Origin of the sequence: Bacillus sp. BPN334 (assembly GCF_008368885.1) — a bacterium.
Lineage (GTDB): Bacteria > Bacillota > Bacilli > Bacillales > Bacillaceae_G > Bacillus_A > Bacillus_A wiedmannii.
In genome coordinates this window covers 299,222-317,317 of the sequence record NZ_QOZW01000020.1, presented here as the reverse complement: position 1 = coordinate 317,317, position 18,096 = coordinate 299,222, and the positions used below count along the sequence as shown (strand labels likewise).

The window sequence follows — 18,096 nt, the reverse complement described above, 5'->3', positions numbered from 1 at the left end:
GTGTAAAACTATTTTCTACGAATGTAGTCCCTTCTGGAAGCGTATCTGAAAATATGAGATTAGTAGCTGGAATATTTCCGGTATTTTCTAGCGTTATCGTATAGGTCAAAATATCACCTGTTGTTGCTTGTTGTGCATTGACTGCTTTTAAAGAAAGAACATTCGCATCCGAAATTTGTGTGAAAGCTGGATTAGACGTAATGGTTCGAGAGATGATAGGAGCAGTTGGATCGGCGATAAAATTATGGAGTTTAATGAGATCCCTACGTTTGGATCAGTACCTGGAGCTGAAACGCCATTAATGGTCACACTATCTGGAATAAATGCAGTTCCCTCTGGGACCAAATCTGTTAAAGTAACTGTATTTGTAGTTGTATTCCCGTTATTTTGAACGACTACAGTGTAAGTGATTGTACCGTCAGTAGACTGTACGAGGGAATCTGTATTTTTAATTACAGATAGCGATGCATCAACGACAGCTGTATTCACCGTATTAGATGAAGATGTTGCTGTAACTGGAGGTTGACTTGGATCGACAATATAAGTGTAACTTGTAAGTGCTTGATTTATAATTGCTCCTTGCGGTGGAATAGAATTTGCAAGAAATTGGAACGTAATCGTAGCAGAATCACCTGGTGCGATAATACCAACTGGAATACCGAGAGTTGGACTTGCATCTGGAAGTGGAATCCCGTTAAGCGTAACACTATTTGGAACAAATAATGCCCCTTCAGGAACTCCGTTAATGAGTAATACAGAATTTGCAGGGAAGTTTCCAGTATTCGTTAATGTTGCTGTATACGTAATGATATCTCCGATAGATACGATTGATCGATTTGCTTCTAAAACAGTTGTAACAGTCGCGTTATTAATTTGTGTGGAAGCACTATTAGAAGTTATTGTACCTGTAACAGGAGGAGAGGCTGGATTAACTATAAATTTGTATTGAATAGATGCAACGTTTGTAATTGGGTTCGAAGGTGGAGTGGATGTAACTATGACTTGGAAAGTAACTGTTAAGGAACTATCGGTGTTCACGGTTCCGATATTCACTCCGTTATTTGGATTTGCACCTGGAATGGTACTTCCATTTACAGTAAAACTATTTTCAACAAAAGTTGTTCCTGTTGGAATCGGATCTGAGAAATTTACATTCGTAGCGTTTGTATTGCCGCTATTTTGAATTAAAACTGTATAAGTGATCGTGTCGCCGATGTTTGCAAAGGCAGTATTAGCAGTTTTTACAGCTGAAAGTATTGCTGAATTAATAGAAGTAACGAAGACGTTCGTTTCCACATTGCCAGGCTGAGCCTGTAATGCATTTCCTACGTTATATTGGAAGTTCACAAATCCTAAGTTTTGGAGTTCAGGTGTGAACGTTGTTGGGTTGCTTGTGATTTGAACTTGGAACATGATTGTTACAGTTTGATTTGGAATGATTGTATTTATGCCAATACCGTCAATGATAGAAGTAGATGCTAATGGTGTGCCATCAACAATAACTGATCCTGCAACAAATTGTGTCCACGATGGAATCGGGTCTGAGAAAATAACGTTATTAGCAGGAATATTTCCTGTATTCGTAATCGTAGTTGTATACGTAATCGTATCACCAATCGTTGCAAAAGCTTTATCTCCGATTTTAGTAGTAGTTAAAATAGCACTTTCAATTGTTGTTGTAACACTATTTGAAGTAATGTTTTTTGAAACAGTTAAGTGTAAAACTATTCGGTTCAAAGGAAGTTCCGTCTGGAATTAGGTCGGTAAAAATAACATTCGTCGCACTAACATTTCCGCTATTTGTAATCGTAACGGAGTAGACAATATCTTGCCCAATATCTACTGTTTCCACATTTGAATTTTTTTGTGCAGTAAGGATAGCGCTATTAACTTGTGTCGTCGTTGTATTAGATGGATTAGAAGTTGAAATGAGCGGCTGATCTGAATCAACAATATAACGGTAAGTGGTAAGAGCCGAATTAGAAATAGGATTGTTGATTGGGAGGGTTGAAACGATGGCTTGGAATATGACGATTGATGTGTTTCCACCATTAATTGAACCGATATTTACACATAACGGTAACATCAGTTGCAGCCACATTCCCGGTATTAGGAAGGTTAAGTGTAAATGTTATTGTATTACCAACATCCGCAAAAGTAAGATTTGCTGTTTTTGTACTAATAATAGTTGCATTGTTTATTTGAAGAAGCGTCGTGTTAGAATTAGCTGTACTTGAAACGGGAGGATTAACAGGATCAACAGTAAACTCATACGTCGTTGATGCTGTATTTGGTACAGGATTAATAGGTGGGATGCTGTTAACCGTAACTTGAAATACGATACTATATATTTCATTAGGCGGAAGTGCTGCAAGTAATACACCTGTATTTGGATTCGCGCCAGGTTGTAAAACACCATCAACAGTTAATGTGTTAGGAACAAATGTGAGTCCGCTCGGTAATACATCTGTGAATACAATGTTGGCTGCATCTGTATTTCCTATATTCGAAATAGAAGTAGTGTAAAAAGCAGTTTGCCCGACGTCTATAAAGGATACACTCTCGTTTTTCGTCATGGATAATATAGCTTCTTTAATTTGAGTTGAAACAGGATTGCTAATTGAAGTTTCTGCATCAGGCGGTGAGACTAATTGATACGATGTTGATGAGAAATTTACAATTGGGTTTTCGGTTGGTAATGACGCCACGTTTACTTGGAATGAAGCATTTACTGTAGACCCAGCTGTTATAGGCCCAATATTTACACCGTTCGATGGGTCCGCACCACTTTGAGGAACCCCGTTAATAGAAAATGAGTTTGTAATAAATGTAGTTCCGCTCGGTATTGTATCTGAGAAAATAACATTTTGTGCGGATGAGTTTCCATTGTTTGTTAAAGTAACAGTATAGGTGAGTGTGTCTCCAATACGACTAAAGGATTTATCGACTTGTTTTAATGAAAGAATGGTAGCTGTGTTAATTGTAGTGAACACTGTGTTTGAAGTAACATTTCTTGAAACAATAGGGGCATTAGGGTCAGTGATAAATGTGTAAGAAGAACTAGCGGAATTGGCAATAGGATTTTGAACAGGAGTAGAAGTAGCGGTAACTTGAAATGCTATTGCTATTGAGCTGTTAGGAGCAATTGCTCCAATTGTTATGCCTGTATTAGGATTAAGACCAATTTGCGTGATGCCATCTATTGTAATGCTATCAGTAATAAACGTTGTACCATCTGGTATAAGGTCAGTGAAAGTAATATTAGTTGCGTTTGTATTACCACTATTCGTTAAGGTTGTCGTATAGGTAATGGTATCACCTAGCGTTACAAGTGTTTGATCGACTGATTTAATCATCGTAATCATAGCATCTAATACAGGGGTTGTAACAATATTCGTTGAAGTAGAAGTAGTAGCAGGAGTTCCGTTTGGATCAACAGTATAAGAGTATAAAATCGTATCGTTACCCATAATCGAGCTTGAAGGGGGAACAGAAATAACATTTACTTGGAAAGTAACAGTTACTGTTTCACCTGGAGCGATATTTGGTATAGTTACTCCAAGTGCTGGCTGTGCACCAAGCTGTTGGATGCCATTTATTGTGACCGAATCTGGTACGAAAGTAGTGCTAGGAGGAATGGTACTTGTAAAAGTTATATTTGTAGCAGGTGTATTTCCTGTATTCGTAATTGTAGTTGTATACGTAAGTGTATCACCGACGGAAATAATAGATTTATCAACAGTTTTTGTTGTATTTAATATTGCACTATTAATTGTTGTTGAAACTGCATTAGATACATTCGTTTGTGATACGGATGGTTGGCTAGGATCGACCACATGTGCAAATTGTACAGAACTAAAATTCGAAATTGGATTTATACTCGGAATGTTTGTAACAAGTACGCTTATCGTAATAGCAACCATACTACCAGGGTTTATATTTCCAATCTGAATCCCACTAGCTGGATTCCCAATTTGTTGAGTGCCTAATTCGTTTATAAGAGTTCCAGAAATAAATGTTGTTCCGTCAGGTAACATATCAGTAAATATCACATTTTGTGATGTTACATTTCCAGGATTGCTTAATGAAATTGTATAAGAAATTGTATCTCCAATTGTTGCAAAAGTTTTATCTACAGATTTAATTGCCACAATTTCCCCAGAATTTATTTGTGTCGAAACAGGATTGGATGTCGTACTTCTTGAAACGAGTGGTAAATTAGGTCCTGTCATAAATTGATAATTAATAGAAGCACCGTTTACAACCGGTGAATTTGGCCCTCCAGGTCCGATTGTAAAAATAGGATTTGGAATACTAACTACTTGCACACTGAAGGTGACGTTTATAAAATCTCCTGCAATAATATCCCCAATTGGTATCCCATTCGCCGGATTTACTCCAGGTAATAAAACCCCACCTACTCGAACGCTATCTTCTATAAATACTGTATTATTTGGAATTGGATCTGTAAAAATGATATTCGTAGCAGTCGTGTTCCCTATATTATCTAATAAAACAGTATACGTTAAAAATGAATTTCCTGGTGCAACGTCAGAAAAGATACGGTCCACATTTTTCGTTGCTTGAATAAATGCTTCGTTAATTTGCACTAAAGTTGGATTACTTGTAGCTGTTTCTGTCACCGGTGGCTGGGTAGGATCCACAATGATAGAATATGTCGTACTGGATTGATTCAACGTAGGATTTGTAGCTGGTATTGAGCCAACGATAACTTGAAAACTAATTGTTGTCGTTCCTCCAACTGGAATGGGGTCTAAAGAAATCCCGCTCTCTGGTCTAAATCCAAGTTGTGGGATCGTATTAATTTGTACGCTATCAGGAACGAATGAAAGTTCAGGTGGTAATATATCGATAAAAACAGGTGTGTTTGCGGTAGTATTTCCGCTATTAGTGAGGGTAGTTGTATACGTAATTGTATCTCCAACAGCAGCAAATGCACTGCTTGCAGTTTTTGTTGCGATAACGGAAGCGGTATTTACTTGTGTAAAAGTTTTATTGGATTGAACTGTTCGTGAAACAGGCGGCTCATTAATATCAACAATAAAGCTATATTGAAGCGATGATTTGTTAGGAATTGGATTAGGGTTTGGAAGAGTTGTAATATTTACTTGAAAACTAAGTGTAACCGATGCATTTGAATTCAAGTTACCAATAGTAATACCGTTTTGTGGATTTGCATTTGGGATGGTTACACCATTTATTTTAAAGCTATTTGGGACAAAAGCGGTACCGTTTGGAATTGTATCTGTAAATACAACGTTATTAGCAGTAGTATTTCCGGTATTTGTAACAACTGAAGTGAATGTAATTGTATCTCCAATTGTAGCAAAAGTTGTACTAGCATTTTTATTTATTACTAAAGTAGCATCAACAATCGGTGTAACTGTCGTGTTTGTTACGGTACTACCAACAGCTGGTGTTTCAGTTGGATTCACTGCATATTCGTAGTTTACAAGAGCATTATTCGTTAAAGTTCCACTAGGTGGAATAGCGAGGATTTTCACTTGGAATGTAATGAAAGTAGTGCCTCCTGGTGAAATATCGTCTAAATGAATACCTAATGACGGGTCTAATCCAGGTTGGGAAACGTTATTTATTGTAACGGAATTTGGGATGAAGGATGCGCCTGGTCCAAGTCCATCTGTTAAAACTGTAGCACTAGCAGGGATATTTCCTGTGTTCGTAACTGCAATCGTATAGGTAACGATATCTCCAATTGCAGCAGTCGGTGTGTTCACTGATTTCGTAGCGATGATTGTAGCGTTATTAATTTGAGTTGTTATTACGTTACTTAACGCATTGGCGGATGTTGGAGGTAAGTTAGGATTTATGACATATTGGTATGCTGTATTACTTTGATTAGGGATTGGGTTCGGATTCGGGATGGAATTTACTTGCACTTGGAACGAAATTATCGTATTTGCATTCGGATTTATTGGATCAATTGCTATTCCATTCGCTGGATTTACATTAGGAAGTAGATTCCCATTTACTGTTACACTATTAGGAATAAACGATGTCCCGTTTGGAATTACATCTGTAAAAATCACGTTTGATGCAAGAGTGTTCCCATTATTCGTTAAAGTAGTCGTATACGTAATAATATCATTTACGTTCGCAAACTGTTTATCAGCAGATTTTGTGGCGGTAATCGAGGCGTTATTAATAGTTGTCTGTACAGTGTTAGATACCACCATCTGCATGACAGTTGGTTTGGATGGATCGTACGTGTATTGGAATGTAGTGCCTGATTGATTCGTAATTGGATTTACAGCAGGAATAGTTGGTACAAAAACTTGGAATGAAACGGTACGTGATGAATTTGCCCCAATCGTACCGATCAAAATGCCGTTAGCAGGATTTGCATTTGCTATAGGGACACCGTTAATCGTTACAGTATTAGGAAGGAAGATGGTACCATCTAGCAACAAGATTTGCGGTGTTAATTTGTGTCGTTACGATATTGCTAGTGGCATTTCTAACAACAGCAGGTAAATTTGGATCTGTGATAAAGCTATATTGTAGTGCAGCACTATTTTGAACTGGATTTGGTGAAGGTAAACTATTTGCACTAATTTGAAAAACAATGGTTGTAATTCCACCTGCGGGAATTGTCCCAACTTGAAGACCAACACTTGGATCAGCACCTAGCTGTAAAGCGCCGCCTATAAAAATACTATTTGGTACAAGAGTCGTACCAGGAGGGAGTATGTCGGTAACGACTACATTATTCGCTGGAGTATTCCCAGGGTTAGCTAAAGCAATTGTATATGTGATTGGTTGCCCAACATCAGCAATAGTTAAATCTACCTGTTTGACAATAACTACATTCGCTAAATTAATTTGTGTGCTTACAGTGTTACTTAAAGAGGTTTCTATAGTTGGTGGATCGCCTGGATTTAGAATAAAGCTATACTGTGTACTAGATGAATTTGTTGTTGGATTTTGTGTAGGTAAAGCAGTGACGGTTACTTCATAAGAAACAGTAATTTCACCGTTAGCAGGAATGGAAGGTAACGGAACACCGACGTTTGGATCAGCGTTATTTTGGAGTACACCATTAATAAGGAAAGTGTTTGGAATAAAGGTAGTACCATCTGGATTTGTATCTACGAAAGTAGGGCTATCAGCAGTAACACTTCCTGCATTCGTTAAAAGAATAGTATAAGTTAATACATCCCCAACAGTAGCAAACGCTCGATCCACTGTTTTTGCTGAAATGACATTTGCATCGTTTACTTGAGTAAATGTAGTGGTTGAAGTAGTGTTCTTACTTACAGGTGAAGCGTTTGGATCCACGATAAAGTTATAGGAAATAGAAGCGCTATTTGAAATAGGATTAGGATTTGGAATGCTAGTTATTAATACTTGGAATGAAGCTGTAATTGTAGTATTTGCATTGATGCTACCAATATTGATGCTAGCTGGTGTAGCACCTGGCTGAGCAACATTGTTAATCGTAACACTGTTTGGTACAAAGGCAGTACCATTCGCAATTGAATCGGATAGTAATACATTGTTCGCCGCAACATTTCCATCGTTTGTAAGAGCAAAGGTATAAGTTAATACATCTCCAACTTCCGCAAATGTTTTATCTACAGATTTAGTAGCTTGAAGATTTGCTAGTCTAATTGTTGATGTAACAGAATTAGAATTTGCTGTTTTTGAAGTTGGTGGCAGACTTGGATTTACACTATATAAATAAGAAACGAAAGCATTATTAATGATAGGATTTTGGGCGGTAATATTGATGACTGTTACTTGGAAAGAAAGTGTAAAAGTAGCTCCGCCAGGAATTGTGCCGATAGGTAAAGCAACGAGAGAATCTACATTTTGCAAAACTCCGTTTAATGTTACAGTACCAGGAGTCAATATCGTTCCATTTGGAAGTGGATCTGTTAGTTGCACGTTAGTTGCAGCTGTATTTCCACTGTTTGTAATGAGGATTGTATAACTTATCGTTTCGCCAATTGTGGCAAATTGTTTGTTTGTTGATTTTGTTAATGTTAAATTCGCGTTGTTAATTTGAGTGGAAACAAGATTAGAAGAGATATTTTTTGTAATTGGTGATTGGCTAGGATTGACGGTATATTGATAAAAAGCGCTTGATCCATTAGATACGACATTTGACGCGGGTATTGTGTTTACTACTACTTGAAAGGAAACATTTTTTGTTGAGCCAGTTGGGATAGATCCAATGTTCACACCGTTAGCAGGATTTGCTCCAACTTGTGTCGTTCCATCTATTGTTAAACTGTTTAGAACAAAAGTTGTTCCAGTAGGAATGACATCTGTAAAAATAACATTGTTCGCATTCGTATTACCTGTACCTGTAAAGGAAACAGTGTACGTTAGCGTATCACCAATATCTGCAAAATTTTTATCTACTGCTTTTGCCATAGTTACAGTAGCGTTATTCACTTGAGTAGATACGATATTCGTCGTATCAGTCCCGCTTACTGCAGGCTGATTTGGCACAGGAATGTATTGATATGTTGTTGTACCACTATTTAATATTGGATTTGTTTGGGGGATAGAAGGAACGAATACTTGAAATGAAATAGTAGTAGAATTTGCAGCAATGGTTCCAATGGATATACCATTAGCGGGATTCGCTCCAGCTTGAATAACTCCGTTAACAGTTACACTTCCTGGAATGAAAGTAGTCCCACTAGGGATTGGATCCGTATATATAACGTTCGTTGCAGCGATATTTCCTATATTAGCTAAGGCAATACTGTAAGTTAACGTTTCACCAATGTCAGTAAAGATTTTGTTAACTGATTTTGTTCCATTAATATCTGCGAGATTAATTTGTGTTCCTGCAGAGTTGCTTGTTGCAAGACCGTTAAAAGTCGTTCCTCCGGCAATCGGTGTATATTGAAATGTAATATTCGCAGTGTTAGAGATAGGATTTTGACTTGGAAGAGAAACGACAGTCGCTTGGAAAGCTACTGTACGAGAAGAGCCATTATTAATTGTCCCCAGAGATATACCGGCGACCGGATTTGCGTTTGTTTGTGGTACGTTATCTATCGTTACGCTTCCAGGTATAAAGGAAGTACCGTTAGGGAGAACATCTGTAAAAGTAACGTTATTTGCAGGAAGAAGCCCGGTGTTAGGAACAGTAACTGTATAGGTTAGAATATCTCCAATTGTAGCGACACTTTTATTCACGCTTTTAGTTGCTTGTATATTAGGTGAGTTTATATTGATTTGTAAACCGACTGTATTTAACATATATGCATCCCCGTTAGTAGTTAAACGAATTGAGGCAGACACTTGGGAATTTGTTAAATAAGGAGAAATATCAATGGAAGTAATGTCCCATCCTTGTCTTCCAGCGGAGATATTTGTACTTGTAGAGGCACTCTGGTTTCGCGTTCCAAATGTACCAGTTGTATCTAAGTTCCCTGCAGCATTATTAATTTGAGAACCGAAGAAATTATTAACAGCATTATTTGGCCCAGATAATGCATTTAATGAACTGAAATTTGGTCCAAATAAAGCTTGATCCCCAGTTAAATCAGCATCCCCTTCAGTAGAACTTAAAAATAATCTCCCGCTTACAGGTCCCCCGGCAGGTGTTAAAAACCCTGAGACAGATACATCTGCACTACCGGTTTCTACAGAAACGCGGTTACCAGCTACGTAAATTGTTAAATTTCTTGCGGGTAAGGAACCGTTTTGATAAGCGACAATAAGCGTCCATCCTGCAGAATTAACGGCTCCATTACATCCGCTGATCGTGTGTAAAATCCAAATGTGACAGATCCAGAAACGAATGTTTGATTTGAAGCTGTAACAGCCGAAGGGGTAATTGAGTATGTTGACACAGGTGTTGTAAAAGAAACGGGGTTTCCTAATACACTCGTAATGTTTTGATCACGAGATAAATAGTTTCCACCCCAAACGAGTTCTGCGTAAAGAATAGTACTACCAGCAGGGATATTCAAAATAGCGGTAGAACTATTTTGTGTATAGTTTAATGTTGTACCAGCAGGAAAAGTCGTTACTTGTAAAGCAGTATTCGTAGTTACGAATGCACCAATTGCCCCGATTGTACCAGCACGGTTTTGATTACTAATTTTACTTAACCCGAGTGTATTACCTGTAATTGCGAGTGCGCCGTTAGTGGTGGTAGAAAATCGATTCGTAATGGGCATGTTGTCACCTCATTTACAATATAGTCTTGGTCAAAATAGGATATGTGTGTGACAGATAAAGTGAAACATGTACAAGTTGATTTGATAATTGTTGCATTATCTTCTTATATTGGCTGGGATTATAACAGAGAAGAAATTGAGACTATTTTTGACTCAGGTATTGTATACGGTGTGTGGAATGGGAGGAAGGAACTTATTGCTAGCGCGGCAATTATATTATATGGGGAGAAATTAGCGTCTATCGGAATGGTGATTGTACATCCGATTTATAAGGGAGGTGGGATCGGAAAGGCGATAACGAATTCATGCATTATGACTGTATCAGCTCAAACTCCAATAATGCTTATTGCTACGGATGAGGGAAAGCCTTTATACGAAAAGTTAGGGTTCAAGTCAGTGAGCTATGTTTCTAAATACATATGCAACTCATACAATGTGAATCATAAATGTGTAGAAAATGAAGAATGTATGATGGATTATGAAGAGGTTGATTTAGAAGAAATAATAAAAATAGATGAATATGCGTTTGGAACAAATAGAAAAGTATTTTTAAAGAAAAGAATTATACAAAGTGAACAATGCATCGTTGTAAAGGACAACAAACAAAATGTATTAGGTTACGGTTTAAGTATACAAACACTAGAAAATAAAATAATAGGTCCGGTCGTTGCTGAAAATGATGCGATGGCAATGAGAATTGTACATTATTTAGCAAGAGAACATCATGGTAAAGTAAGAATTGATGTACCAGAGGGTAAAAAAGATTTTATAAATCAATTAGAGGCTGTTGGCTTTCAAAAGGTTAATACACCACCAATTATGATGAGAAATAGTGAACAATTATTAAAACGGAATAATATTGGTCGTGAGTTGGTTGAAAAAGGTCTTCCTCGACATCTCTAACCATTGAAAAATGATCAACGTTATAATGTCCATGTAGAGTTTTATTATGATGACCAATAATTTGCTCTGCAGATAATACGTTAGAATCAGTTGTGGAATGACCGTTTTTAATTAATGTAACATCAAATCCTTGTACAGTAGCTGTTCTAACTGCGGTGTCGATGCAATGTTCTGTTTTACATCCACCGATAACGATATGATTAATTTTTTCTTCTTTTAAAAGTTCAAGTAGAGAAGTGCCATAGAATGAGTTTGTTGCTGCTTTATTAATAAGGATTGCAGACTGAGGTACTTTAATTTCATTATGTACTTCAAATCCTTCTCCACTACCAGAAGCAACATCGATATCTCTTACGAAAACAATAAGGGCATTTGCATCTATCGCTTTCTGTACGGCTGTATTTAGTGTAGATAATAACTCGGTTTTACGAAAAACTTCTTTTTCTTGTTCATTTCCATCCATTAATTCTTGCTGCGCATCGATAATTAATAGTGCTTGTTTCATCGTGTCTCCCCTTTAATATGAAATAAGTTCCACTATACATATTCATTCATATTACAAGGAAATCCTCTATTGTCTATGCAGTAGACGATAGATTTACAAAGTTGTCAAAGAAATTTCATTCTCATAGCGTGTAAAAACATGTATGATAGGAGATGGAGAATTTTTGAGTAGGTGGGAATAACATGCAAACAGTAGAAGATTATCTTTCATTCTTACATACGAAAGGATTTAAATTATCAGAGGAAGCACAAGGATTTATTATGTTCGGACAAGGATATACTGGTGCATCTGATGGTATTGTGAACGCGGCAATAGAAGCGACAATTAAACATCAATTACAGTTTGATGGAAGTTATTTTGTTGCGTTATTAGAACGATTGAAAGAAGAAGAAATTACAGATAAAAAAAGCGCTAAGGCTTTTATGCGAAAGTTACAAGCGTAACTTCACGCAGCCTGCGCTTCTTTTTTTGTTTTGGAAGGTAATTCAACAAAAACCATGCCTAGGAAAATACATAGACATCCGATAATAGCAGAAATAGAAAGTTGTTCGTTTGCAACGAGAACGCCTGTTAATGCAGCAAAAACGGGCTCATTAGAAATAGAGCGAATAAAAAAGAAGAATTCGTCCATAGTGCTACTGAAAATAATTTTTCCCAATCTTCAAACAAAAAGGCGCAAATAGAAGAAAACATACCGACAGCTAATACTTGCGACGTGCTTAATAATAAAGGTGATATTTTCTTAGAGAAGAAGCCGTTAACGAGAATATGAGCAGCGAAAGCAACTGCACAACCGAGAACGAGTATATCGCCGATGTTTAATTGAAAAGAATCACCAGCTGTTAATAAGTATAAACCTGCTGTTGCTACAGCAATACCAAATACGATAAAAATAGTAGCTTTTTGTTTTAAAAAGATAAAAGATAGAATTGGTACCATAACGATACTAAGCCCTGTTAAGAAGCCTGCTTTTGAAGAAGTTGTATAAAGTAAGCCGAATGTTTGTAATACATAGCCAATACATAAAAAGAATCCAACGATTAATCCAGCGAGGCTACTCTGTTTTATATCTTGTTTTGAAGATTTTTTTGAGAAAATCATTTGAACGAATAATAAAATAATTCCAGCGAATAAAAAGCGAATACCATTAAAAGTAAATGGACCAACGAAAGACATAGCATTTTGAACGACAACAAATGTAGCTCCCCAAATAAAAGAGACGAATAATAACGCAAGAGGAGCAATCCAATCTTTTTTCACACTCATCCCCCCGTTAATTTTGTAAGATAGCTTTTCTAGCTAATTCATCAGCAACTTTATTTTGACTACTTGGAATCCACTTAATAAAAAAGAGATCAAAACTTTTTATGTACTGTAATGCTTCCTCTAATAGTGGTGCAAACATTTTATTTTTTGCGTATTCTTTTTCAACAGCTCGCTCGACAAGTTGCGAATCTGTACGAAAAGAGACAATGTTATAATTATGCTCCGTGCAATATTTTAATGCCGCAAGTAAAGCGTGGTATTCTGCTTCATGATTGGACATTCTCCCAAGGGGCAGTGATAATTGTACAGCTGGTTGCACCCCTTTAATAAACACGCCTGCACCAGAAGGACCAGGATTTCCTTTTGATGCACCATCAATATATACTTCAATCAAAATGAGAAACCTCCATATTATAAGATGATCCCCTACTTATATGTTTCCTTGAAGTAGGGGATAGAGTAACTTAGCCGATTGTAATACTATAACGACATGTAAATGTTTCATTCGCTTGTAAAGATTGAATTCCTTTTTTTTCCTTGAAATCTTTTGCTGGATTTACTTCATCAGCAATACCGTACCAAGGTTCAATACATAAGAAAGGTGCGTTCTCGCCTGGTGTCCACACGCCAACAAATGGGAATCCATCAAATTCTACTTTTACAAATTTATTATGTTTATGAGAACGAATAGAGATTTCATCCGTATTCATATTTTCAAAAATAAGCGCATCATTTTTAAATAAATCGTATGTAAGTGGTAATTCATTCGTATTTTCAGCAATTAATTGTTTTTTACTTGAAAGGTAAGGTCCTTCTAATACGCTTGTTTCTAAGCGTTCAGAATCATTAAATGATAAATGATAATCTGTAAATGATTCGCCCTCTAATAAGGGGAAGTTGAAACCAGGGTGTGCTCCGATTGAGAAGAACATCTCTTTTGAAGCAGGATTATTTACTTCATATGTTACATGAACGATTTGTTCATCTAGTTCATAAGAAACGAGTAATTCGAATTCGTATGGGTATTTTTTTAATGTCTCTTCATTACTAGTAACAATGTAAGTGATTTTTGTTTCACTTTGTTCTTTTACAGAGAATGTAAGATCACGAGCAAAGCCGTGCTGTGTTAAAGAATATGGTTTACCATCTACGTAGTATGTATTATCTACTAATCGGCCGACAATTGGGAATAAAATTGGTGCGCGGCGCCCCCAATAAGTAGAATCGCCTTGCCATAAGTATTCAGTGTTATCTTCTTTTAAGCGAACGCTTTGTAATTCTGCACCATTGTCAGAAATGGAAACGATCACTTTTTCATTTTGAATTGTTGCTGTCATGAAGTGAAACCTCCTAAAACTTTCATATGTTTTATTATACGTTGTCCAAAAGAAAAAAGGTAGTTAATGATAGGGATCTATTGACGAAAGAGTGTGTATTGCGTAGAATATAATCTTGTTGCTTAAAAAACGAATAACGTGGTTCGAAACCATCCCACGTAAAAAAACTAAGGAGATTTTGTCATGAATATTAGAACATTAGTCGGTAATGGTATTTTAGCGGCATTATATATTGCTGTTTCTATGCTGATTCAGCCATTTGGCTTTACGAATGTACAGTTTCGTATTTCAGAGATGTTTAATCATCTTGTTGTATTTAATAAGAAAGCAATTTACGGAATTGTATTAGGTGTATTTTTAACAAATCTCTTTTTCTCACCTATGATCGCTTACGATTTAGTATTTGGAGTAGGGCAATCTATTCTTGCATTAGTTGCAACGATTATTTCTATGCGATTTATTAAAGGTGTTTGGGCTCGTATGATTTTTAATACAGTTATTTTTACAATTACAATGTTTATGATTGCAACTGAACTTCATCTTGCATTTGATTTACCATTTATGTTGACTTGGTTAACATGTGCAATCGGTGAATTTGTTGTCATGGCGATTGGTATGCCTGTAATGTACTGGATTAATAAACGAGTACAATTTGAAAGATTTATGCAATAGATGAAAGAGCTATTCCTATAGGGATAGCTCTTTTTGTATGTAAGCAAATTGAATATAATGCTGTGACTCTTGATACAATATAATAAAATAAAGTGAGGCTTTCATTAGCTGACTACATATAAGAAATCTTATATAAGGGGAATCTAGTATGAAATATAAAATCCATTGGTTGTATAAAACAAAGAGCGGATTACAGACGGAATTAACGACAGATTATATGAACATAGAAGATGCATTGCAATTTGCAGAGGATTTCGAGAAAACAGGAAGAGTGAAAGAACTATCATTTTATGATGAAATGGATGCAGAATGGTCATTAAAGGAAATGAAAAAGCTGAGTAAACAAGTGGAGGAAGAGCCCCAAGAAATACTCGTTTATTTTGATGGCGGTTATGATGTACAGAAGAAAGAAGCTGGAGTAGGTATATGTGTATACTATAAAAAAGGAAATACAAAATACCGAATTCGCCGTAATGCATATATAGAAGGTATATATGATAATAATGAAGCGGAATATGCATCATTACTATATGGCATGAATATACTCGAGGAATTAGGAATTAAGTATGAAGCAGTTACACTTCGCGGCGATTCTCAAGTTGTACTGCAGCAATTGGCTGGAGAATGGCCGTGTTATGATGAGCATTTAAATCATTACTTAGATCAAATTGAACAAAAAGCGAAGCAAATGAAATTAAAACTTGTATGTGAGCCGATATCTAGAAAACAAAATAAAGAAGCGCATCAATTAGCTACGCAAGCATTAGAAGGAACAGTCATTGATAGTCATAAAGAAATAACCGAATAGAGAGGTGCAAAGGTGGATAAAAAGCAACTCATTACAGAGGTAAATGACTTATTAGAAACGTATTGTGAAGGATGTTTTTTGCGAGAACATAATAGAAAGACAAATAGTAAGTATTATGCTCATTCATTTTGTATACGACAATGTACAGTTGGAGAAACATTGAAAAAGTATGGAGAACAGTTATCATGAAAAAACATCCAGAGAAAATTCTCTGGATGTTTTTTAGTGTCTTGCTTCATTTAATTGATGCTCGCATTTACTTAATTTCTTTTCCTCATTCATTAAAAATGGCTCATCTAAATCTGTCGCAACAGATTTCATAATTTCAAGCTGAGAGCGAGCGGCTTCTACAGCAGTAGTCGCATGCTCTAATGTATCTGGATCCATTGAAATTGTCGCTGATCCTACCATTTTTTGTGCTGTTTCTACACGGAATTTCACTTCTTCAAAATCATTTACTTCTGATCCCATTATTAATTCCTCCTTTGTATATTGCGCATTTCACATAGTTTTTGCTCTGTAAAACGGAAATATACAAAGGAATAACAAAGGAGGTTACCAAGTAAGGTAACCTCCTGTTATATGTTGGATTAAAGTTTTACTACGTTAGCAGCTTGAGGTCCGCGGTTTCCTTCAGTGATATCGAAAGATACTTCTTGACCTTCTTCTAAAGCATTTGCTATCTTCATTTAGTGAAATTCATTTGAAAGATAATATAAACTAAAAATGCTATAATCTTGAATATTCTGCTAAATGATTAATTTAAATATACACGAATTGGTAGAAATTAGTCAAGTAAGCGATTTTATTTTTTGTATTTTTAAATAATTTTCCAGCCGAATTTTTAAATAGGTATAGGACAGGCCGAGTATGTAATATTCTTAATTGAATGCTATACATAATGAGGTGAAAGAAAGAATGAATGAGTCTTATTTATTAGATAATGAAGGAATGAGAACGAGAACTGACATACCAAATTGGGTTACAAAAGAATTTCAAAATTTTTCGAGTGTCGTGCTAGAACCAACTTTCCCGTGTTATTTCGGCTTAACAGCTTTAAAAAAGAATGAACTTCGTTATTCATTTCTCTCTCATAATGATTGGAGTCATTTGCCACATACAATGTTATCTTTTTTAGAGTTAATGAAAGAGCGCCCAATTGTAAGAAGAGGGTTCTTTCTTTTTGTGGAACCGGAATGTGAGGAACAATCACTGGAATATTATCGTGATTATTTTTGGAAAGTACTACAATATTTACATGAAAACGATGATCAAACATGGCCGAAGCAAATTCCGGAAGACCCAGACCATTACTTATGGGAATTTTCATTTGGTGGTGAACCGATATTCGCATTTGGAAATGCGCCAGCTTATAAACAAAGAAAAACTAGGCATTTAGGAAATTCTCTCGTTATTGGGTTTCAACCACGCACCATCTTTGATGGATTAGAAGGGGATCGCCCTAAAGGAGCATATTCAAGACAAACGGTCCGAGATCGAGTTGAAAAGTGGGATCAGCTGCCGAAACATCCTAATATTAGTCATTATGGTGATCCAGATCATCGCGAATGGAAACAATACTTCATAGGAGACGATGTAGAGGTGGTAAAAGGAAAATGTCCTTTTCTTCATAAGTTAGAAAAGTAAGAGCCATCATCCAGATGGCTCTTTTGTATATTTTGGATAAAAAAGGGTATTTTAGTAGTAAATATTTTGATGAAAGCTAGTCTATTTTTAATCATTACAACATTACTTAATAGTAAAGGAAGTAGAAAGGATAGAGCGATGTTTGGAGCGATTATACAACAAATTGTATTAGGTATTTCATTAGCTGCGCCAGTAGGTCCGATTAATATTGAAATGTTAAAACGAGGAATTGAACGAGGTTTTTGGCATGCGTGGGTTGTTGGAATTGGTGGGATGACTGCAGATATTTTGTTTATGCTTCTCATCTACTTCGGTTTATCTTCTGTGTTTATGTATACATATGTACAAGCTTTTATGTATTGCACAGGGTTTTTCTTATTATTTTATTTAGGATTTCAAAGTGTAAAACAAGGAATTTCCCACACGAATATGGAATATAAAAAGGAAGAGGTAGGTGGCCTGAAACAATCGTTTATGGCAGGTTTTTTAATTGCGATATCCAATCCATTAAATCTTGTTTTTTGGTTTGGTATATACGGAAGTACACTTAGCTCATTGCTTACGAAGGTAACGAAACAAGAAGCATTTTTGTACAGTCTTTGTATTATCGTTGGCATTATTTTATGGAATTTAAATATTGCTTTTTCTGTCCATTTTGGCAGAACTTTATTAAAGCAAAAAGCACTTGGCTATATAACAGCCGGAGCAGGTATTATTTTAGTAGGATATTCTATCCATTTTGCATACAAAGCTTTACAGTTGTTCACATAA

Annotated in this window: 11 protein-coding genes, 3 pseudogenes and 1 riboswitch; of the genes and pseudogenes, 7 read left to right on the top strand and 7 right to left on the bottom strand. The window is 36.1% G+C overall.

The features are described 5' to 3' along the window. Positions 1-10,187: pseudogene (locus DN393_RS28210) on the bottom strand (DUF7507 domain-containing protein); the annotation flags it as partial. 48 nt (positions 10,188-10,235) lie between these two features. On the opposite strand from DN393_RS28210, the gene DN393_RS28205 reads away from it, so the two are divergent. Beyond that, positions 10,236-11,090 carry a GNAT family N-acetyltransferase gene (locus DN393_RS28205; RefSeq protein WP_370458112.1) on the top strand — a complete coding sequence of 285 codons (855 nt, stop codon included), beginning with the start codon at positions 10,236-10,238 and terminating at the stop codon, positions 11,088-11,090. Here the strand turns inward: DN393_RS28205 and DN393_RS28200 are convergent. Further along, positions 11,005-11,595 carry a cysteine hydrolase family protein gene (locus DN393_RS28200; RefSeq protein ID WP_149174144.1) on the bottom strand — a complete coding sequence of 197 codons (591 nt, stop codon included), beginning with the start codon at positions 11,593-11,595 and terminating at the stop codon, positions 11,005-11,007. The two genes, DN393_RS28205 and DN393_RS28200, sit on opposite strands and share 86 nt — an antisense overlap. Before the next feature lie 182 nt (positions 11,596-11,777). On the opposite strand from DN393_RS28200, the gene DN393_RS28195 reads away from it, so the two are divergent. Then, on the top strand, positions 11,778-12,038 hold the full coding sequence (locus DN393_RS28195) for a DUF6123 family protein (protein WP_001195212.1): 261 nt from the start codon (positions 11,778-11,780) through the stop codon (positions 12,036-12,038). A 2-nt stretch (positions 12,039-12,040) separates the two neighbouring features. Here DN393_RS28195 and DN393_RS28190 read toward each other — a convergent pair. The 3 genes and pseudogenes from DN393_RS28190 to DN393_RS28180 all read right to left on the bottom strand — a co-directional run bounded on the left by DN393_RS28190 (position 12,041) and on the right by DN393_RS28180 (position 14,198). Beyond that, positions 12,041-12,855 (bottom strand): annotated as a pseudogene (locus DN393_RS28190) (DMT family transporter). A 13-nt stretch (positions 12,856-12,868) separates the two neighbouring features. After that, entirely contained in the window at positions 12,869-13,255 is a 387-nt protein-coding gene (locus DN393_RS28185; protein WP_064476572.1) for a reverse transcriptase-like protein, read from the bottom strand. A 70-nt stretch (positions 13,256-13,325) separates the two neighbouring features. Beyond that, on the bottom strand, positions 13,326-14,198 hold the full coding sequence (locus DN393_RS28180) for an aldose 1-epimerase family protein (RefSeq protein WP_088048421.1): 873 nt from the start codon (positions 14,196-14,198) through the stop codon (positions 13,326-13,328). Between the two features lie 132 nt (positions 14,199-14,330). Next, positions 14,331-14,375: riboswitch (PreQ1 riboswitch) on the top strand. Between the two features lie 6 nt (positions 14,376-14,381). Here DN393_RS28180 and DN393_RS28175 point away from each other — a divergent pair. The 3 genes from DN393_RS28175 (at position 14,382) to DN393_RS28165 (ending at position 15,867) form a co-directional block, all read left to right on the top strand. Continuing rightward, on the top strand, positions 14,382-14,870 hold the full coding sequence (locus tag DN393_RS28175; protein ID WP_088048422.1) for a QueT transporter family protein: 489 nt from the start codon (positions 14,382-14,384) through the stop codon (positions 14,868-14,870). Positions 14,871-15,018: 148 nt separating this feature from the next. Then, positions 15,019-15,678, top strand: a complete 660-nt coding sequence (locus DN393_RS28170) for a ribonuclease H family protein (protein ID WP_088048423.1) — start codon at positions 15,019-15,021, stop codon at positions 15,676-15,678. A 12-nt stretch (positions 15,679-15,690) separates the two neighbouring features. Next, complete coding sequence (locus DN393_RS28165; RefSeq protein ID WP_000358801.1) at positions 15,691-15,867, top strand: zinc-finger domain-containing protein; 177 nt, start codon at positions 15,691-15,693, stop codon at positions 15,865-15,867. A gap of 33 nt (positions 15,868-15,900) precedes the next feature. On the opposite strand, the gene DN393_RS28160 is transcribed toward DN393_RS28165, so the two are convergent. Continuing rightward, complete coding sequence (locus tag DN393_RS28160) at positions 15,901-16,149, bottom strand: DUF2564 family protein (RefSeq protein WP_000534395.1); 249 nt, start codon at positions 16,147-16,149, stop codon at positions 15,901-15,903. A gap of 119 nt (positions 16,150-16,268) precedes the next feature. Further along, positions 16,269-16,352, bottom strand: a pseudogene (gene cspB, locus DN393_RS28155) (cold shock-like protein CspB); the annotation flags it as partial. 244 nt (positions 16,353-16,596) lie between these two features. On the opposite strand from cspB, the gene DN393_RS28150 reads away from it, so the two are divergent. Both DN393_RS28150 and DN393_RS28145 read left to right on the top strand, forming a co-directional pair. After that, positions 16,597-17,325 carry a YqcI/YcgG family protein gene (locus DN393_RS28150; RefSeq protein ID WP_064476568.1) on the top strand — a complete coding sequence of 243 codons (729 nt, stop codon included), beginning with the start codon at positions 16,597-16,599 and terminating at the stop codon, positions 17,323-17,325. A gap of 138 nt (positions 17,326-17,463) precedes the next feature. Beyond that, positions 17,464-18,096: a LysE family transporter gene (locus tag DN393_RS28145; protein ID WP_000466561.1), complete on the top strand. Its 633-nt coding sequence runs from the start codon at positions 17,464-17,466 to the stop codon at positions 18,094-18,096.